This window comes from Nonomuraea sp. MTCD27, from assembly GCF_041950495.1.
Classification (GTDB): Bacteria; Actinomycetota; Actinomycetes; order Streptosporangiales; family Streptosporangiaceae; genus Nonomuraea.
Window position 1 is genome coordinate 279831 of the sequence record NZ_JBGNUW010000003.1, and the last position, 17692, is coordinate 297522.

Genomic DNA, 17692 nt, shown 5'->3' on the forward strand with positions numbered 1-17692 from the left:
GCTGTGCGTGCCGGCGGGTCCCGGGGGTCAGTTCCGTGCCGAGAGGGCGGCGTGCCGGTCGCGGTATTCGCCCGGCGGGCTGCCGACCCAGCGGGTGAAGGCCCGCCGGAACGCGCTGGGCTCGGAGAACCCGAGCCGGGAGGAGAGCTCGTCCACGGACTCGTCGCCGCGGCGCAGGCCGGCGATGGCGAGGTCCCTCAGGACCTCCTCCCGGATCCGGTGGAACGAGGTGCCCTCCCGCCGCAGGAGGCGGCGCAGGTGCGGGACGCTGATCGACAGCCGGGCGGCGACGTCCTCGGCGCGCGCCCGGCTGCTCGTGTCGCCGCGTTCGAGGATGTTGCGGACCCGGTCGGCGGTCGTGGTGCCGTAGTCGCGATGGTGGATCAGATCGGCCGGGGACCGCTGGAGATAGCTCAGCAGCTCCCGCTCCTCCCGCACGACGGGGGCCGCGAGATGGCCGGCGTCGAAGGAGACGGCGGCCACCGGAGCGTCGAAGGACGGCGCCCTGCCGAAGATGTGCAGGTATTCGGCGCTGTAGCCGGGCTCCGGGAAGGGCAGCTCCACCCCGGTGAGCGGGATCCGCCGGGCGGCCAGCCACGCCGGGAACCGGTGCGCGAAGGCGAGCATGATCTCGGCCGCCAGCGGCGGGACATCGGCGCCCGGCTCGGCGGCGATCTCGATCCGGCAGGCGGTGCCGTCCACGACGAGCCGGCTGCGCGAGTAGCCCGTGGTGATCGACGCGAACTCCACCAGCCGCTCGAGCGCGGTCCGCAGATCCGGGGCGTGGATCAGGCCCAGCGAGATCATCCGGAAGGTGCCCGGCGGCACGGGGCGCGGCCCGAGCAGGAACAACTCGTCCCGAGTGAGCCGCAACAGGCCCCGGAGCGCCGTGACCGCCTGCTCGCAGCCGATGTGGGTGGTGCCCGGCCGCGCCAGCTCGCGCCACAGCGAGGTGTCGCGGGTCGCCCCGCGTACGTCGATCCCGGCCGACTCGGTCGAGGCGATGGCCGCCCGGACGAACTGGACCGCGACGCCGTCCGCGGACATGACCCACCTCCTCGCCGCCGCCGACGCTAGCAGACGACCGTCCGGGTCCAGGTCAGGGGTGCTCGGGCACCGTCACGGGGGCGCTGAACGGCAGCACGAACAGCGGTCCCGTCACCACCGCGCGCTCGCTTCCCGGGCCGTAGGGGAGGTCGGCGATCTGCCGGCAGGTGCCGCGGTCCTCGATCCCGTACGTGGGGGCCTGGCCGTCGCCGCCGGAGTTGAAGCGGCCGACGAGCGAGATGCGGTCGCGTACGCGGCCCTGCTGATCGACGAAGAACCCGTGGATCGGCGCCGTCGCGGAGAAGCCGTCCGGCGTCAGGACCTCCTGCACCAGGTCCGAGATCAGGAAGTTCAGCGTCTCCCCGGCGGCGTCGGTCACCGTGCCTTTGAGCTCGCCGACGAACGGCGTGAAGATGCCCGGCGCGCCGGTGGCGAACCCCTCGGGGTAGGGGAGCGGCCGCTTGGCGAGCTGCGAGACCCGCCAGGTGCGCTGGAAGGTGCCGGTCCTGATCGTGTACGTGCCGTTGCGGCACTCGAAGGGGCGCAGCGTGAGCCCGGTGAGGTTGATCGTCTGCCGGACGATCGGGTTGCCGGTGGCGGGGTCGCCGAACCGCTCCTCGTCGATGCGCGTGTCCAGCTTGCGCGGGGTCAGTTTCAGCACGAAGCCGGGGCCGATCGCCTTGACGTGGTACCGGCTCTCCTTGATCCTCAGGCCGGGAGCGCCTGGTTGCGCGTGGGCGGCGGTCGCGGGCAGGAGGCCGACGGCCAGCGCCGCGAGCACGATGATGGTGATCCGCATGACGGGAAACTCCCTCGCAGCCGCGGTGATCAGGCGACCCGATCATACGTTCGCGGGGCGATTCCGTATATCGCCTTCCTGCCGCCGGCGCCTCAGAGGGGGAGCAGGAACAGGCTGACCGGAGTGCTCACCACGGTCAGGGCGACGAGCAGGAGCAGGGCCCGCACGGGCCACGGGCTGTGCGGTTGCCCGCTGAGCCGGTCGATGCGCGCATCAAGATCATGCCCGCCCCTGCCATCCGTGCCGCCGGTGCCGTCCCGGCCACCCGTGCCGCTGGTGTCCCCAAGCGTGCCGAGCGTGCCGGGCGGGGTGGCGAGGCGCTCACAGGAGCGGAACCGGCGCAGCGCGGTGGCCAGCGGGCGGCGGCCGCTGTCGCGCGCGGCACGGTCGTCGGCGCGCATCTCGACGAGCAGCGCGACCGCGTCCAGCATCGCCCGGACCCGGCGGCTGGACGGGAGGGCGCGGTGCAGGGCGGCGAACGGCAGGATCACCAGGTCGTGGCGCTCGCGGGCGTGCGCGCGCTCGTGGGCCAGGACCGCCCGCAGCTCCTGCCCGGTGAGGAGGTCGAGGCTGCCGGTGCTGACCACGATCGCGGCCCTGCGCCCCGGCAGGCAGTACGCGGCCACCGCCGGATGCTCCACCACCAGCGCCTCCCGCAGGTCGGGATGCGGGCGGGCGATCAGGTTGAGCAGCGTCCGCTGCCGGCGTCGCAGGGCGGCCACGGAGCGGGCGCTGCGGGCGAACGCGACGGCGATCCAGGCGGTCGCCGCCAGACCGCCGGCGGTGCACAGCAGGTGCAGGGGGGTGAGCGCGGCGGGCAGCCGGCCGCCGGCCAGGTCGCGGGCGAAGGCGACCAGGGCGGGGACGATGCCGAGCCGGTAGGGGGCCAGGCCGATCGCGATGGCCGTGCCGACGGCCGACAGGACGAGGGTCAGGCCGACCGTCTGCCAGATCAGCAGCGACGTTCGCGGCGCCCGCCACGCGAGCCGCGAGCGCGGCATGACCGCCATGGCGACCAGGGCCGCCGCGAGCGTGAGGAGGTGGTGGGCGGCGTAGGTCATGACGTCTCCTGCCCGTCGGGCAGCGCCTGCCGCAACGCGGCGGCTTCCTCGGGGGTGACCGAGCGGGCGAAGTGGCCGAGCGCGGCGAGCCGGTCACCCGTCTCGCCGAGCGCCGAGAGCATCAGCTCGGCGACGTACGCCTCCCGCCCCGCCGCCGGCCGGTAACGCCAGGTGCGGCCGTCGTCGTCGCGTTCGCGCCGGATGAAGTCCTTGCGGACGAGCCGGTTCATCACGGTCATCACGGTCGTGTACGCGAGCTTGCGGTCGCTGAGCCGGTTGACGACGTCGCGTACGGTCAGCCACGCGTCGCTGCTCCACAGCACGTCCATGATCGAGCGTTCCAGCTCGCCGAGGCTGTTCACGCCTCCTCCTCCTGTCCTGCGGGTTCCAGCGCGGGCACGGCCAGGACGGCAGCGGCCGCCAGGGCCGCCGAGAGTGCCCCGGCCAGGTACGGTAACGCCGTCCCGACGTCGAACAGTAGCCCCGCGCCGGCCGGGCCGATGATCCGCGCCGCGGCGCCCGCCGACTGCCCGGTCCCCAGACGCGCCCCGCGACGCTCCGGCGGCCCCGCGGCGGCCAGCAGGCTGGACACGGTCGGGGTGAGCAGGCCGTGCCCGGCGGAGAGCAGGCAGACGGCGACCATGCACTGCCACCAGGTCGCCGAAACCGAGACCGCCACCATGCACCCGGCCATCGTCACGGCCCCGGCCGCCGCGACCCGAGCATCGCCCCAGCGGCGGGCCAGCCAGGACACCAGCCCGGCCTGTACGGCGGCCATCGCCAGCCCGGCCGCCGCCAGCGCCAGCCCGATCGTGGTGGCGTCCCACCCGTAACGGTCCCGGCCGAGGAAGGCCAGCGTGGTCTCCATCCCCACGAAGGCGGCCATGGCCAGGAACCCGGTCCCGGCCAGCAACGCCACGGCCCTGCTCCCGCGCCCACCGGCCGCGGGCCCGCCCGGCGCGGTGCCCGGCCGGGAGACGCCGAGGGGGCGGATCGGCCGGCGGCCGTCCCGGCTCCCGCCGAGCCCGGCCCGCTGGGACGCGTCCCGCCCCTGATCGCCATCGGGGTGATCCCGAGCCGGTGCGGCGCGCTGGTGGTCGGGAAGGGGGTGTGGCCGGCGCGTGGCGGAGGAGGCCCGTGCGGATTCGGGGAGCCAGGCGAAGGCGGCGGCGAGGTTGAGCGCGGCCAGGCCCGCCGCCGCGTACGCGCAGGCCGCGAACCCCAGCGGCGCCAGCAGCCCGCCCAGGGCCGGCCCGACCACGAAAGCCATCCCGATCGCGGCCCCCAGCTGCGCCATCGCTCCCGTACGCCGCTCGGCGGGCACCGCGTCGGCCAGGTACGCCTGGGCCACCGAGATGCTCCCGCCGCACGCCCCCGCCAGCAGCCGGCAGACCAGGAGCCCGGCCAGCGACGTGGCCAGGCCCGTGAGGGTCATGGACACGGCCGACCCGGCGAGGGCCAGCAGCACCAGGGGCCGCCGCCCGTACCGGTCCGACAGCCTGCCCAGCACGGGCGCGGCGACGAGCTGCGCCACCGAGTACGCGCTCATCAGCGCCCCGAACCACAAACCGCCGGCCCCCAGCTCGGAGGCGTAGAACGGCAGCGCCGGCAGGATCAGCGTGAAGCCGAGCAGATCCACGAACACCGTGGCCGAGATGACCAGCTGCGCCGAGCGCCGCATCACGTCCCCTTCCCACCGGGCGGGGCCGTCTGTCCGGAGCCACCGCTACTACAGCGCGTAATGCTACAAGGTGTAGTAGTCGGTCCTCGCCGGAGCCCGCCCCTAGCCCGGCCGCTCCGGAGCCATGGCGTGGTTGTACAGGTAGAACGCCGTGGCCCCGATCAGCAGGACGACCAGGACCAGCAGCACGGCGCCCGCGGCCAGCAGCAGGCGCCGCGCCGCCGTGGGCTCTACCGGCTCGCCGTCGCCGGGCGGGCGCGGCACCGGGGGCGGACCGGACACGGGAGCCTGGCCCCGGCCCTAGCACCCACCGCGGCCAGGACGGGCGCAGGGGACGGACAGGTGAGCGGACAGAGGGGCGGACAGAGGGGCGGACAAGGGAGCGGGCCGAGCGGCGGGAGCGGGTGCGGCGGTGGAGACGGTGGCGCGGCGGGGGAGGGAAGGCACGGCCGGGACCAGGCGGCGGTCGCGTACCAGCCAGACGGCCCGCTCCAGGTCAGGAGTCAGATACCGGTCCTCGCTCAACGGCGCGATGTGCCGCCTGATCTCCGCCTGCAGGCCCCGCGTCACGGCGCCGAGCGGCAGGCCCGCCATCTTCCCGGCGATGAGGTCGATGCCCTGGGCCGCCATCAGGTACTGGACGGCCAGGACGATCTCGAGCCGGTCGAGGTTCTCGTGCAGGTTCCGGACCGAGGCCATCGCCATCGTGTTGTGGTCCTCCTGCCCGTCCTTGACCGGCCGGGACAGCGTCCCCGCCGGGGTGGCCCTGACCTGCATCTCCGGGATCAGCGCGGCGGCCACCGTCTGGACCTGCACCATCCCGGAGTTCAGCCCGGCCGTCCCGCCGGCGAGGTTGGCCGGCAGGCCGTAGCTCCACCTGGGGGACAGCAGCCGCCCCGACAGCTCCTGCGACAGGACCCCGACGTCGGCGATCTCCGCGTTCAGAGTGTCGGCGAGATGGCCCATCACGGAGCCGTCCCAGTTGCCGCCCATGACGAACTCGTAGCCCGGGCCCCGGTCGCGCTTGAAGATCAGCGGGTTGGAGGTCGAGGCGTTGGCCTCCCGTACCAGGGTCCGGCGGGCGTCGGCGAGCGCGTGCCGCAGCCCGGCCATGATGTGCGGCGCCGCCCGTACCGACACCGCGTCCTGGACGCGCGGGTGGTAGTTCGCCGGGTCGAGGCGCTTGCGGCCCTCCTCCGTCATCCAGCGCGAGCCCGCCACCATCGCGCGGAGCCGCGCGGCGACCGCGTTCTGCTCGGGGATGCGGCGCTCCCGGTGCGTACGCGCGTCCAGCGACCCGCGCTCGGCCCTGGTCGCCTCCATGAACAGGGCGAAGGCGCCCTCCGCCTGGTCGGCCAGCACGCTGGCCCGGTACACGGCGTGCATCAGCGAGGCGGCCAGCACGGTGCTGCCGCTGATGACCGGCAGCGCCTCCCCGGCCTGGAACACGAAGTCCCTGGGAAGCCCGGCCTTGGGCAGCAGCACCGAGGCGGGCCCCACCTCGCCCCGGTAGCGCACCGGCGCGTCCTCGCCGAGCGCCGCCAGGCCCGCCGCCGCCTGGGGCTGCAGGTCCCCGGTGCCGAGCGAGCCGATCTGCGGCATCAGCGGCACGACGCCGGCGTTGACCATGGCCAGCAACCGCTGGGGCACCTCGGGCCGTACGCCGACCGTCCCCCTGGCCATCTGGTTCGCCTTGAGGATCATGGCCAGCCTGACCACGTCGTCGGGCAGCGGCTCCCCGACCCCGGCGGCGTGCGAGCGCAGGACGTTGCGCTGGAACTGCTCCGCCTGCGGCGACGAGAGCGGGAGGTCCTTCAGCGGCCCGAGTGCCTGGTTCCAGCCGTACACCCGCTGGTCGTCCAGGACCGCCAGCGCACCCGCCCGCGTCCTGGCCATGTTCGCCCGCGCGGCCGGCGAGAGCCGCGCGGCGACCGGACGGCCCGAGAGGATGGCGAAGGCGTCGCGGAGGGAGAACGAGTCGCCGTCCAGCTCCAGGCTCAGCACCGGCGGCGCGGGTGGCAGGGCCGGCTCCGCGACCGCCTGGCCCGGCACGCACAGGGCGGCGAGCAGGGCCAGGCCGGTGGCGGTCCGTCGTACGCTGGTCATCAACATGCCCCCCGGCGAAGATCGATGCCGTCCGTTATAGCCGGGGGCCGTGGCGGGCCGGAGACGGCTCAGCGCCGGTGTGACGAGTGCTGACCCGGTCTCGACCGGCCCGATGGCGGGCGATTACCCACAGTTACCCACAGTTACCCGCAGTTGCCGCGGTTTCGCTAAGTCCGGCCGTTCAGGGTGTCGAGGAAGCGCTGCTCGAACGCGGCGGTGCCGGCCGTCGTGCCGTACCTGAGCGGGCGCCCCGACGGCGACAGGAACGTGCGCCCGGCGGAGGGGCCGCTCGGCACCACGTCGATCCGTCCGGAGGTGAACCCGACGTGCCCGGGGTGGACGGCGCTCATCGCGGCCAGCGGGTCCCACCAGTAGAGCAGGCCGGCCGCGATCAGGGGCTGGACCTCGGGATGCGTGACGATCTCCAGCACGGTGTCGGCGGCCGCGGTGCGGTGGTCGGCGCCGAGCCGGTCCAGGAAAGCGCCGGTGATCAGCACCTCGTTGGCGGCGTCCAGCGGCACCATCCGCACCGCGCCCCGGCTCCGGGCCAGCACCTCGCGCACGGCCGCCGGGTCGAGCCAGTAGTTGAACTCCTGCGTCCCGTCGAACTCGGGCGGCGTGCCGCAGCACAGGTTGCCGGGGACGTTCACGGCGCCGCCCATGGAGGTCAGCCGGGAGGCCGAGTACGGCAGCGCGCCGGCCAGGTTGGTCAGCGGTCCGGTCGCGATGATCTCGGTCGAGGGGTCGGCGCGCAGCACCTTCCTGATCAGGTCCGGGGCGCGCACCTTCGACGGCGTCTCGTCCCCGGAGCAGCCGGGCGTGGCCGCCGTGAGCACCCGGTCGAAGAGCTGCCTCAGCTCGGCGGGGAAGGAGTTGGCCCCCGTGGCGGTGCCGTCGGCGATCTGCACGGAGCGCAGCCCCAGGCGCTCGGCCAGGCACCTCGCGTGCCGGATCGCCCGGCCGGGTAAGCCGGCGCCGCTGCTCGTCACCGTGATCGCGCGCAGGTCGATGCGCCCGGCCCGGTGCTCCTGCGCGAGATAGGCCAGCGTGGCCGCGTCGTCGAAGTCCATGTCGGTGTCGAAGATGACGGCGGGCGGCCGGGTGTGGGCCACCGCCGGAGCGGCCGCCAGGGGGGTGGCCACGGCCAGGACGAGGGAGAGCAGGAGCCTTCTCATGGGTTTCCCGGGGGTGAGGCGATGCGGTCAGGGCTCCAGTCAAACCCGGATCGGCCGTTGTGGAGAATACCCTATAGGGGTATATTCCGGGGTGGAGGTGAGACATCGTGAAGGTCGAGGGGTTCGTCACTGACGGGTACGAGGCGGTGCGCGAGGTCTTCCAGAAACTGGTGGACGAGGGCAGGGAGACGGGCGCGGGCGTGTCCGTCTGGAAGGACGGGCGGGAGGTCGTCCGGCTCGACGGAGGGTGGGCCGATGCCGGGCGCAGCCGTCCCTGGGAGGCGAGCACGCTCGTGCAGCCGTACTCGCTGTCGAAGGCGTTCGTGACCATCGCCGCCCTGGTCGCGGTGCGCGACGGCGCGCTGGCCCTGGACGAGCCGGTGGCCACCTACTGGCCCGCGTACGGCGCCAACGGCAAGGAGGCCACCACGCTGCGCCACGTGCTCACGCACCGGGCGGGCCAGCCCCGGTTCCCCGCCACGGCCGCCGGCCTGGACCTGCTGGACGACGCCGGGCTGCGCGCGAGCCTGGTGGGGGCGGCGCCGGAGTACGCGCCGGGGACGTCGTTAGGGGAGCACGCGCTGACCTACGGGCACCTGGTCGACGGCATCCTGCGCGCGGGCGCCGGCACGACGCTGGGGGAGGTGCACGCCGAGGTGGTGCGGCCCGCGCTGGGCCTGGACGCCTGGTTCGGGGTGCCGGACGGCGAGCTGGACCGCGTCGCCGACCTGGAATACGCCGACCCCGCGTGGCCGCGCCTGCTGCACGCGGCCCCGTGGCTGCAGATCCCCGACGGGACCCTCGACGTCGAGCGGGCGAACTCCAGGGCCTGGCGGCAGTCCGTCTTCGGCGCGGTCAACCTGCACACGACCGCCACCGCCATGGCACGGTTCTTCTCGGAGCTGACCTGCGCGGACGGCCGCGTGCGCGCGCTGCTCGGCCCGCACCTGCACGCCGAGCTGCTCGCCTCGCAGGTCACCGACTTCGACGAGGTCTTCGGCACCAGGCTCACCTGGACGCTGGGCTTCGTCCGCGACCGCGGCAAGATCGCCAAGGGCGGGATCGGCGGCTCGGCCGCCTGGTGGTCGCTCCGGCACCACCACGGCTGCGCCTACCTGACGCGCCGCCTGGACGACCACTCCCGCGCCGCGGAGATCGCGGCCGCGCTGGGCGACGACCTCGCCGTGGTGGGCGAGGACTGAGCCGGCGCCCGAGGCACGCCGGCCACCGGCTCCTCGTGCGGGCTCGCTCGGGGAGGCCCGCTCCAAGAGGGCGGCTTGGCCGGGATGGCGCGGGGCCGGGCGGCGCGGGGCTGAACGGCGCGGGCTGGGCTGGGCGGGGCGGCGCGGGCGGTGTGTTGAGGCAGCGGCCGGGCCCCCGAGGAGCCCGGCCGGGGTCGAAGGGCCCGGCCGGGGAAAGGCCGTCAGCGGGTCGCGCGGGACCCGTCGGCGACCGAGCCGGAAAGAGCCGTCAGGAGGCCGTCCGGGACCCGTCGCCGATCGGCCGGCCGGCGGCCAGGTCGGTGAACAGATCGTTCCAGAGCGGCATGACGACGTGCGGGGTGTAGCCGTGGGCGGTCTCCGCCGCCGCGGCGCCCATGCGCTGCCGCAGCTCGCGGTCGGCCATCACCCGCCCGAGCGCCTCGCCCAGCGCGTCGACGTCGCGGGGCGGCACCAGCACCCCGTCCTTGCCGGGGGTGAGCACGTCGGCGGGGCCGGTGGGGCAGTCGAAGGCGACGATCGGCAGGGCGTGGCCCATGGCCTCGATCATCGCCATCGGCAGCCCCTCGATCCGCGAGCTCAGCGCGTAGATCGACGCCTTGGCCAGCTCCTCGTGGATGCGGTTGCTACGGCCCATCAGCCGGATGCGATCGCCCAGGCCCGCCTCGTCGATGCGGGCCTGCAGCCGCTCCTTCGACGGCCCGGTGCCGAAGATGCGCAGCTTCCACTCGGGGTGCTCGCGGGTCGCGGCGCCGAAGGCGGGGATGAGCATGTCGAAGCCCTTTTGGGGCACCAGCCGGCCCACCGCGATCACCAGCGGGTTGCTCTGGTCGGAGTGCTTGCGCCCGTCCATGTGGACCGCGTTGGGGATGCGCACCACCGGGGTGCCGGGCACCAGCGCGTGGTATTCGCGGCGGCTGGTCTCGGTCAGCACGGCGATGGCGTCGAACGCGCCGTAGTGGCGGCCGATCTGCTCGCGTACGGCCTCGTGGTAGGAGGCCACGTTCATGTGCTCCTGGGCGACCCGGATGACGCCGGACGGGGCGCGGCGGGCCGAGATGAGGTTGAGCGCGGGCCGGGTGGTGACCAGGATGCCGTCGCGCAGGCCGGAGACGTAGTCGATGACGGCCGACTCCACCCGCTCGGTGAAGTATTCGGCGGCGAACTCGCCGTACGGGACGATCTTGCCGCGGGCGCGCCGCCACACCTTGCGGGCCAGGGAGTCGGCCTCGATGCCGGAGCGCTGGTCCACCAGCGCCGAGAGCGTGATCCGCCGGTCGATGGCGAACTGGGGCTCGTCCCGGCGGCGCACGACGCTGACGATCTCGACGTCGTGCCCCGCCTCCGCCATCGCGGTGGCCTGGTTGACCACGGTGCGGATGGTGCCGCCCATCCCGTAGGCGTGCAGGAGCATGTAGCGGATCTTCACGAGAGGTACCCCCAGCTCCGGCACATGCTCTTCAGCACGTCGGGGACCTCCTCCGGGCGGGGCAGCTCGCGCCCCCGCTGCACCGTGCCCGACTGGATCTTGTCCTTCCAGTCGCCCAGGCCCTTGGTCACGACCTCCGGCTTGCCGTAGGAGAGCAGCTCGGGTGCCCAGGGCAGCTTGAGGAAGTCGCAGATGCCGCGCCCGATCTTCTCGGGCTCGGCGGTCAGCTCCTCGTAGCGGACGGTCAGGCCGGGCAACGCCGTACGTGCCCGCTGCACGGCCTTCATGTACCGCAGGGCGTCGGCGGCGGCCTCGGCCGGGGTGCGTTTGTCGGGGCTGGCCTCGTGCCAGGAGGTCGCGATCGAGGCGGGGTGGCGCAGCAGGAACACGAACCGGGCGTCCGGCCAGCACGTGGCCAGCCGCTCGTACGCGAACGCGTTGGCCGGGGTCTTCTCCACGATGAACCGCTTGCCGCTGCGTACCAGCTCGCGGTGGAGCACCCGGTCCCAGAGCAGATGCTCCAGGTCGGCCTTGTTGTGTCCCAGGGCCGCCATCGCCCTCTCGGCCAGCGAGGTATCGAATTCCACTCTCAGCCGGCGTACGTGCAGCTCGTGGGGAGCATGCAGGTCCGGGTGAGCGTTCAGCATCGCCCGCAGCAGCGTCGAGCCCGACCGGACCGGCGAGATGATGAAGACCGGCGCCGTCAGCAGGCGATCGGTCCCCGGATCCGCCGGCGGCCGGAAAGGCGTTTCCGGTCGCTTCTCCGGCACCGCCTTAGCCGCTTGTCCTGCTTTACCTACTCGGTTGACCTGGAATCCTGTATACCTGGCCAGCGCGCCGTTGAATGTGCGCTGCCACTTCATGCCGTGTGAGATTACCTGTCGTACCTGGAAATTGGCTGGAAGCGTGAGAATCGGAATCCTCGCAGCTCAGACCCTACCTCTCGCGGGGGACGATCGGGAGGGTGACGAAGGAGGAGGAGAAGACCCGCTGGTGCTGCACGACGAGGTCGGCCTCGGTGGCTCGGGCGGCGGGGCGGCCGGTGCCGGGGTTGCGGTCGAAGCGGGGGAAGTTCGAGCTGGAGATCTCCACCCGGATGCGGTGGCCGGCCTTGAAGACCTGGCTGGTGGCGACCAGATCGACGGTGTACGTCCCGGACGGCGTCGAGGTGCGTACGATGCCGTCGATCACGCTCATCGCCCGGCCGTCGGGATGGACGTTCACCAGCTTGGCCGTCCAGTCGGTGGCGGCCCCCGAGGTCTCGGCGCGCAGGGTCACGGACACCGGCCCGGTCACCTCGACGTCGGAGTCCAGCGCCTCGGTGGTGTAGCAGAGCACGTCGGGCCGCAGCTCGACGTCGCGCTGGTCCTGCGGGCCGGCGTTGGTCGGGTCGGACAGCAGCGTCGGGCCGCCGACGGTCGGGACCGGGTCGCGCGGGTCGAAGGTGAAGGCGGCCGGCTCGTCCGCGGCGGGCGGCTCGGGGGAGAGCAGGCCGCCGGCGTGCAGGTGGTAGCGGGTCTCGACGGCGCGGGCCAGTGGCCAGGCCTCCTCGTCCCGCCACACGTCGTCGCCCATCACGAAGATCCGCACCGCGGGCCCGGTGTCCCGGCCCCGCAGGAAGGCGAGCTGCCGCTGCTCCAGCTGGATCGCCTGCCCCGAGGCGGCGAACCCGAAGTCCAGCCGCCCGGTGCCGGAGGCGCCCGTGGTCAGGTGGGACCAGGGGCCGATGATCAGCGGCCCGCCCAGGCGGCGGTGGTTCTCCAGCGTCCCGGCCAGGAACAGGTCGAACCAGCCCGCCACGTGCATGACCGGCGCCTCGATCCGGTCGTGCCGCAGCGTCTCGGCCAGCTCCTCCCAGTACGCGTCGCGCTCCGGGTGCGAGATCCAGTCCCGCCACCACGGGATGCCCTCGATCGAGTCCAGCGGCAGCGTCCGCACGGCGGCGGCCTGGTCGCCCAGCACCGGGAGCAGCGCGCCGAACGCCGCCCCGACGTCCTCGCCCGCCTCCGCCGCGTGCATCAGCCCGAGCGCCGCCTGCATCGCGCCCCAGTTGAGCGCGGAGCCCAGCGCGAGCGCCCCGCCGTGGTACTTGAGGCCGTCGTGGAAGTCGTGCGGCGTCATGGAGGCCACCACCGCCTTGAGCCCCGGCGGGCGGGTGGCCGCCGCCTGGAGGGCACACCCGGCCAGGTACGACATGCCGGTCATCACGACCTCGCCGTTCGACCAGGGCTGCGAGGTGATCCAGACGATCGTGTCGTGGCCGTCGGCCCCCTCGTCCCGCCACGGCCGGAACTCGCCGTCGCTGCTCCCGCGCCCCCGGCAGTGCTGCAGCACCACCGCGAACCCGGCCTCCAGTGCCGCGGCCACCGGGATCATCCGGAACGAGCCCTCACCGTACGGCGTGCGCGCCAGCAGCGTGGGGTACGGCCCGCCCTCGGCCCGGCGGTGGACCGAGCCGCGCAGGACGCTGCCGTCGCGCATCGGCATCGGCGTGTCGTACTCGGCGGTGACGCGCAGCGGGGAGCGGTTCAGCTTCGGCATCGGGTCTCCAGCGAGGCGGGGGTCGGGTCCGGGGTCAAGCCCGAGATCAGGTCACGCTGTAGGCGTCGTAGCGGACGGCGGCGGCGGCGCGGGCGGCCGACGCGACGGCCAGCGTACGGTTGAGCCAGCGATAGCGCTCGTCGCCGGTCTCGAAGCGGCAGAACAGCCGGAAGTAGTAATCCGACGGGTCCACCTCCTCGCCCCGCGCGAGCCGGTCGAGCACCTCCGGCGCGCCGTACCGGACCCCGCTGGTGGCGATGTAGAGCAGCGCGCCGTCGTGGGTGCGCAGCGTGTAGCGGGTGTCGATGCTGATCGTGCCGTCGGCGTGCAGGACCTGCCAGTCGGCGCCGCCGGGCAGCACGGCGCCCGACAGGCGGGGGCCGTCGAACCTGCCGCCCACGATGTTGATCACGCGGCGCCGGCCCCAGTGCGAGTCGCCGAGGTCGAGGATGGGGTCGAGCTCGACGTGGAAGGTGGCGAGCGGTTCCAGGTTCACGACGCCGGGCTCCGATCTGCGCTCCGGGACGTGCGGGTGGCGTCCCAGGACGGGCGCTCGCTCAGCGCGGCCGGGTCGAATCCGGCCGTGCGCTTGTAGGAGGCGGCGATCTCGGCCCGCTCGGCGTAGGGGACGACCTGCTCGATGTCGTCGAACCCGCCGGGCGCGCGCTCGTGCGCCAGCTTCATGACGACCTCCGGGCCCATCTCCCGGTTGGACAGCTGCAGCGCCGTCGTGGCGGGCCGCCGCTGCGCCTCGTACGCGTCCAGGTCGTCGTGGGCGAGCGCGTGAGCCAGCACCCGGGCGTCGATGATCGCCTGGGAGGCGCCGTTGGAGCCGATCGGGTACATGGCGTGCGCCGCGTCGCCGAGCAGCGTGACGTTCCCGTACGTCCAGCGGGGGAGGGGGTCGCGGTCCACCATCGGGTACTCGTAGGCCGCCTCCGCCCCGGCGATGACGGCCGGCACGTCCAGCCAGTCGAAGCGCCAGTCCGCGAAGTGCCGGCCGACCCCGGCCGGGTCGGCGGGGCGGTTCCAGTTGCCGCGCTCCGGGGCCGCACCCTCCAGCGGCTGTTCGGCGATCCAGTTGATCAGGGTGCGGTCGCCGGTCTCGATCGGGTAGGCGACGAACTTCTTCGTCCCGTCCCCTGCCATGATCATGGATCGGCCGGTCAGGAACGGCTCCCCGTACGTCATGCCGCGCCACAGGACCAGGCCGTTCCACGGTGGCGGGCCCTCGCCGGGGTGCAGGTGGGCGCGGACGGCCGAGTTGATCCCGTCCGCGCCGATCAGCAGGTCCTCCGTCCCGGGCCCGGTGATCCGGCTCCCGGTCCGTACGCTGTCCGGCCCCAGCCGCTCGATCACCGCCTCCAGCAGGAGGTGCTGCAGGCGGCCCCGGTGCACGGAGTACTGCGGCCAGGCGTACCCGGCGGCGAGTCCCCGGGGCTCGGACCAGATCGGCGTGCCGTACCGGTTGAAGTAGGCCAGCTCGGCCGTGGCCACGCCGATCCCCGCCAGCCGGTCGGCCAGGCCCAGCTCGGTCAGCTCGCGCACGGCGTGGGGGAGGAGGTTGATGCCGACGCCGAGCGGCCGGATCTCGGGGACCGCCTCGTGCACGGTCACGTCCTCGAACCCGGCGGCGTGCAGGCTCAGGGCGGCGGCCAGCCCGCCGATGCCGGCTCCGGCAATGACGATGCGCACAGACCCCTCCCGAGGGTTGTTATGGCCATAACAATATTTCGGAAGGTGTCCGGCTGCGCAAGACTTGACCCGTGAGAAGAGCCGGCCACAGTGCGGAGACCCGGGCGAACGGCGTGCCCCCGGACCTCGAGTACGCCGCGTACGCGCGCGAGCGCCTGGCCGCCATGCCACCTCCGGCCGACCCCGAGGCGTTCGCGCTGGCCTACCACCTGCTCCAGCTCGCCTACCTGCTCGTGACGGACCTGGAGACCCGCATCCACCGCCCGCGCGGCTGGACGCTGCCCGGTTTCCGGCTGATGTTCAAGCTCTGGCTGCTGGGCCCCACCCAGCCCGTCCGGCTCGCCGAGATCTCGGCCATGTCCCGGTCGGCCGTGACCAACGCGGTCAACACGCTGGAACGCGGCGGCCTCGTCGAGCGCCGGTCGATGCCGGAGGACGGCCGCGCGGTGGTGATCGCGCTGACGCCGGCCGGCGAGACGGCCGTGCGGGAGGCGTTCGCCGATCAGGCCCTCAGGGAGCGGCAGTGGTTCGCGTCCCTGGACGACGACGAGCGCGAGCGGCTGACCGGGCTGCTCACCCGCATCCTGCGCGCCCGCCCGTCCGACCTGCCCTGAGGCGGGCGGTCAGGGGGCGCAGGCGACGGAGAACCACACGACCTTGCCGCCGTCCGCCGCCGCGACCCCCCAGTCGTCGGCGATCGCCGCGACGATCTGCAGCCCCCGGCCCGAGATCGCGTCGGCGTCGGGGGAGCGCCGGCGGGGCACGCCGCCGCCCGGGTCGAAGACCTCGCCGTAGAGGCGGCCGTCGCGGTCCTCCAGGCGCAGCGCGTACGCCGACCCGCCGTGCCGGACGACGTTCGTGATCAGTTCGCTGACGATGAGCAGGCAGTCGTCCACGCTGCTCGTGAGGCCCCAGCGGGTGAGTTCCGCGCGGACCAGGGAGCGCGCCTCGCCCACACCCGCGGGCACGGAGGGCAGCAGGTATTCGACCGTGCGGATCGGCGGGGCGGACAGGGACCCGGGGCGGAGGGGCATGTGCATCACATCTCTCGGGGGGTTGGGAGCGCTCCCAATTCCCACGATAAGCGCTCTCCTTCACTTTTGTGAATCCGCACTTTGAAATTCTCCGGAGGAGAGATCCTCAGGCCAGGTCCGCGGCGGCGAGCCAGGCGGTGATGGAGCGGTGCCGGGGACGCCAGCCGAGCAGGTCGCGGGCGCGGGTCGCGCGTACGCGGCTGTTCGATCCCAGGGCGTGCCGGGCGAACTCGTGGTTCCAGACGTTGTCCGGCGCGTCCGGGTCCCATGACCGCGGGCCCGGCAGGCCGAGGGAGCGGGCGATCGCCCCCGCCATCGCGCCGAACGACTCCTCGCCGCCCTCGACGAAGTAGAAGGTGCCGGGCGGGGACTTCTCCAGGGCGAGCAGGTACAGGTCGGCCAGGTCGTCGACGTGGACGTTCGACCAGAGGTTGGCGCCCGCGCCGACGTGCCGGACGACACCGCCGGCGCGGGCCTGGCCGACCAGGGCGGCGATCAGCACGCTGTCGCGCCCCAGGCCGCGGCCCCGCCCGTAGACCAGGCTGTTGCACAGGACCGCGGAGCGCACGTCCCGGTCGGCGGCGGACAGGACCAGGCGGTCGATGTCCAGCCGCGCCGTGCGGAGGGGGTGGGCGGGCACCCAGCCGGAGTCGAGGACGTCCTCGGTGAAGACCTCGTCCGACCGCTCCCCGGTGGTGCCGGTGGCCACGATGCTGGAGCCGCTGGTGTGGATCAGGGCCTTGCCGGTGCCGGCCAGGGCGGCGACGAGGGTCTCGACGGCCGGACGGTGATCGCTGTCGGCCGCGTTGACGACGGCGTCGGCGCGGGCGGCCTGCCCGGCGAGCACGCCGGCGTCGTCCAGCGTGCCCACCACGGGCTCGATGCCCAGGCCGGCGAGGGCCGCGGCCTTGGTGTGATCGCGGGTCAGGCCGGTGACGGTGTGACCGGCCGCCAGCAGGCGCATGGCGACGGTGCCGCCGATGAGGCCGCTCGCTCCGGTGACGAAGACGTTCATCAGATATCCCATCTGCTCGGGTCGGACGAGCTTCGGCCCGGAGGGTGAATGGCCTCAACTTCGTTTGCCGTTACGGCAAAGCCGGGCGCGCATAGCCGATATCGACATCCTGTTATCATCGATTCATGGGTGATCGGGAAGAGGTCCGGCGGCGCATCGTCGATGCCACGACCAAGCTGCTTCGGGACAAAGGCCGCGAAGGAGTGACGACGCGGACCGTCAGCGCGGCGGCCGGAGTGCAGGCACCCACGATCTACCGCCTGTTCACCGACATGAACGGGCTGCTCGAAGCGGTCGCGGCCGATGGGTTCGCGCGCTACCTCGCGCAGAAGCACGGCCAGACGCTCTCCGACGACCCCGTGGACGACCTGCGCCGCGGCTGGGACACGCACATCGGCTTCGGCCTGGAGAACCCGGCCCACTACCTGCTCATGTACGGCCAGCCCACGCCCGGGTCCCGGAGCCGCGCCGCGGAGCAGGGGCTGGAGCGGCTGCGCATGCTGGTCGGACGCATCGCCGTCGCGGGCCGGCTCTCGGTCGGCGTCGAGGCCGCCGTCAGCATGGTGCACGCCGCCGGTGTCGGCCTCACGCTCAACCTCATCGGCACTCCTCCCGAGGAGCGCGATCCGGCCCTCCCCGACCGCCTGCGCGAGGCCATGATCGCGTCGATCACCACGGCGGGCCCGGCCGGCGCCCCCGGCGCGGCCCAGCGGGCCGTGGCCTTGAAGGCCGTTCTCGGCGAGGTGGCGGACCTGTACAGCCCGGGCGAGCGGGCCCTGCTGAACGAACTCCTCGACCGCGCCGCGGACCACGCCCCCGCCCGCTGATCCGGCAGGCCGGCGCCGGCAGATGGACGTCGGTTCCGGGCGTCCGTCCCCTGCCGGCGCGT

Annotated in this window: 18 protein-coding genes; 3 read left to right on the forward strand and 15 right to left on the reverse strand. The window is 73.7% G+C overall.

The window, feature by feature from the left end; genetic code table 11:
- Positions 1-27: 27 nt before the first annotated feature.
- The 8 genes from ACBJ59_RS09345 to ACBJ59_RS09380 form a co-directional block, all read right to left on the reverse strand.
- The gene (locus ACBJ59_RS09345; protein ID WP_375109748.1) at positions 28-1047 is read right to left on the reverse strand and encodes an AraC family transcriptional regulator ligand-binding domain-containing protein; all 1020 of its coding nucleotides are present in this window, start codon (positions 1045-1047) and stop codon (positions 28-30) included.
- 52 nt (positions 1048-1099) lie between these two features.
- Positions 1100-1846 (reverse strand): hypothetical protein, encoded by a 747-nt coding sequence (locus ACBJ59_RS09350; RefSeq protein ID WP_375109749.1) that lies wholly within the window; start codon positions 1844-1846, stop codon positions 1100-1102.
- Between the two features lie 92 nt (positions 1847-1938).
- A complete protein-coding gene (locus ACBJ59_RS09355) occupies positions 1939-2907 on the reverse strand; it encodes a M56 family metallopeptidase (protein ID WP_375109750.1) in 969 nt (322 codons plus the stop codon).
- Positions 2904-3269 carry a BlaI/MecI/CopY family transcriptional regulator gene (locus ACBJ59_RS09360; protein WP_375109751.1) on the reverse strand — a complete coding sequence of 122 codons (366 nt, stop codon included), beginning with the start codon at positions 3267-3269 and terminating at the stop codon, positions 2904-2906. The genes ACBJ59_RS09355 and ACBJ59_RS09360 overlap by 4 nt, the downstream gene beginning before the upstream one ends.
- Positions 3266-4588: an MFS transporter gene (locus ACBJ59_RS09365; protein ID WP_375109752.1), complete on the reverse strand. Its 1323-nt coding sequence runs from the start codon at positions 4586-4588 to the stop codon at positions 3266-3268. The genes ACBJ59_RS09360 and ACBJ59_RS09365 overlap by 4 nt, the downstream gene beginning before the upstream one ends.
- A gap of 102 nt (positions 4589-4690) precedes the next feature.
- Positions 4691-4870 (reverse strand): hypothetical protein, encoded by a 180-nt coding sequence (locus ACBJ59_RS09370; RefSeq protein WP_375109753.1) that lies wholly within the window; start codon positions 4868-4870, stop codon positions 4691-4693.
- Positions 4871-4888: 18 nt separating this feature from the next.
- Positions 4889-6694 (reverse strand): histidine ammonia-lyase, encoded by a 1806-nt coding sequence (hutH, locus tag ACBJ59_RS09375; RefSeq protein WP_375109754.1) that lies wholly within the window; start codon positions 6692-6694, stop codon positions 4889-4891.
- Positions 6695-6861: 167 nt separating this feature from the next.
- Positions 6862-7869 carry a nucleoside hydrolase gene (locus ACBJ59_RS09380; RefSeq protein ID WP_375109755.1) on the reverse strand — a complete coding sequence of 336 codons (1008 nt, stop codon included), beginning with the start codon at positions 7867-7869 and terminating at the stop codon, positions 6862-6864.
- Between the two features lie 107 nt (positions 7870-7976).
- On the opposite strand from ACBJ59_RS09380, the gene ACBJ59_RS09385 reads away from it, so the two are divergent.
- Positions 7977-9071: a serine hydrolase domain-containing protein gene (locus ACBJ59_RS09385; protein ID WP_375109756.1), complete on the forward strand. Its 1095-nt coding sequence runs from the start codon at positions 7977-7979 to the stop codon at positions 9069-9071.
- A 268-nt stretch (positions 9072-9339) separates the two neighbouring features.
- Here ACBJ59_RS09385 and ACBJ59_RS09390 read toward each other — a convergent pair whose 3' ends face one another.
- The 5 genes from ACBJ59_RS09390 to ACBJ59_RS09410 all read right to left on the reverse strand — a co-directional run bounded on the left by ACBJ59_RS09390 (position 9340) and on the right by ACBJ59_RS09410 (position 14754).
- Entirely contained in the window at positions 9340-10518 is a 1179-nt protein-coding gene (locus ACBJ59_RS09390; protein WP_375109757.1) for a glycosyltransferase family 4 protein, read from the reverse strand.
- Entirely contained in the window at positions 10515-11381 is an 867-nt protein-coding gene (locus ACBJ59_RS09395; RefSeq protein WP_375109758.1) for a sulfotransferase, read from the reverse strand. The genes ACBJ59_RS09390 and ACBJ59_RS09395 overlap by 4 nt, the downstream gene beginning before the upstream one ends.
- A gap of 73 nt (positions 11382-11454) precedes the next feature.
- Positions 11455-13059 (reverse strand): CocE/NonD family hydrolase, encoded by a 1605-nt coding sequence (locus ACBJ59_RS09400; RefSeq protein WP_375109759.1) that lies wholly within the window; start codon positions 13057-13059, stop codon positions 11455-11457.
- 46 nt (positions 13060-13105) lie between these two features.
- Entirely contained in the window at positions 13106-13555 is a 450-nt protein-coding gene (locus tag ACBJ59_RS09405; protein ID WP_375109760.1) for a DUF3237 domain-containing protein, read from the reverse strand.
- Positions 13552-14754, reverse strand: coding sequence for a flavin-dependent oxidoreductase (locus ACBJ59_RS09410; RefSeq protein WP_375109761.1), 1203 nt, complete (start codon positions 14752-14754; stop codon positions 13552-13554). The genes ACBJ59_RS09405 and ACBJ59_RS09410 overlap by 4 nt, the downstream gene beginning before the upstream one ends.
- A 71-nt stretch (positions 14755-14825) precedes the next feature.
- Here ACBJ59_RS09410 and ACBJ59_RS09415 point away from each other — a divergent pair, with 71 nt between their 5' ends.
- A complete protein-coding gene (locus ACBJ59_RS09415; protein WP_375109762.1) occupies positions 14826-15368 on the forward strand; it encodes a MarR family winged helix-turn-helix transcriptional regulator in 543 nt (180 codons plus the stop codon).
- Positions 15369-15377: 9 nt separating this feature from the next.
- Here ACBJ59_RS09415 and ACBJ59_RS09420 read toward each other — a convergent pair whose 3' ends face one another.
- Together ACBJ59_RS09420 and ACBJ59_RS09425 are read right to left on the reverse strand one after the other, a co-directional pair.
- Positions 15378-15788, reverse strand: coding sequence for an ATP-binding protein (locus ACBJ59_RS09420; protein ID WP_375109763.1), 411 nt, complete (start codon positions 15786-15788; stop codon positions 15378-15380).
- 106 nt (positions 15789-15894) lie between these two features.
- Entirely contained in the window at positions 15895-16803 is a 909-nt protein-coding gene (locus ACBJ59_RS09425; protein WP_375109764.1) for an NAD-dependent epimerase/dehydratase family protein, read from the reverse strand.
- Positions 16804-16928: 125 nt separating this feature from the next.
- Between ACBJ59_RS09425 and ACBJ59_RS09430 the strand changes: the two genes are divergently transcribed.
- The gene (locus tag ACBJ59_RS09430; RefSeq protein ID WP_375109765.1) at positions 16929-17630 is read left to right on the forward strand and encodes a TetR/AcrR family transcriptional regulator; all 702 of its coding nucleotides are present in this window, start codon (positions 16929-16931) and stop codon (positions 17628-17630) included.
- Positions 17631-17692 lie beyond the last annotated feature (62 nt).

Excerpts from the sequence above, each read along its gene's own strand:
- ACBJ59_RS09345 (WP_375109748.1), bottom strand. The coding sequence starts at position 1,047 with ATGTCCGCGGACGGCGTCGCGGTCCAGTTCGTCCGGGCGGCCATCGCC.
- ACBJ59_RS09350 (WP_375109749.1), bottom strand. The coding sequence starts at position 1,846 with ATGCGGATCACCATCATCGTGCTCGCGGCGCTGGCCGTCGGCCTCCTG.
- ACBJ59_RS09355 (WP_375109750.1), bottom strand. The coding sequence starts at position 2,907 with ATGACCTACGCCGCCCACCACCTCCTCACGCTCGCGGCGGCCCTGGTC.
- ACBJ59_RS09365 (WP_375109752.1), bottom strand. The coding sequence starts at position 4,588 with ATGCGGCGCTCGGCGCAGCTGGTCATCTCGGCCACGGTGTTCGTGGAT.
- hutH (WP_375109754.1), bottom strand. The coding sequence starts at position 6,694 with ATGACCAGCGTACGACGGACCGCCACCGGCCTGGCCCTGCTCGCCGCC.
- ACBJ59_RS09380 (WP_375109755.1), bottom strand. The coding sequence starts at position 7,869 with ATGAGAAGGCTCCTGCTCTCCCTCGTCCTGGCCGTGGCCACCCCCCTG.
- ACBJ59_RS09395 (WP_375109758.1), bottom strand. The coding sequence starts at position 11,381 with ATGAAGTGGCAGCGCACATTCAACGGCGCGCTGGCCAGGTATACAGGA.
- ACBJ59_RS09400 (WP_375109759.1), bottom strand. The coding sequence starts at position 13,059 with ATGCCGAAGCTGAACCGCTCCCCGCTGCGCGTCACCGCCGAGTACGAC.
- ACBJ59_RS09420 (WP_375109763.1), bottom strand. The coding sequence starts at position 15,788 with ATGCCCCTCCGCCCCGGGTCCCTGTCCGCCCCGCCGATCCGCACGGTC.
- ACBJ59_RS09425 (WP_375109764.1), bottom strand. The coding sequence starts at position 16,803 with ATGAACGTCTTCGTCACCGGAGCGAGCGGCCTCATCGGCGGCACCGTC.
- ACBJ59_RS09430 (WP_375109765.1), top strand. The coding sequence starts at position 16,929 with ATGGGTGATCGGGAAGAGGTCCGGCGGCGCATCGTCGATGCCACGACC.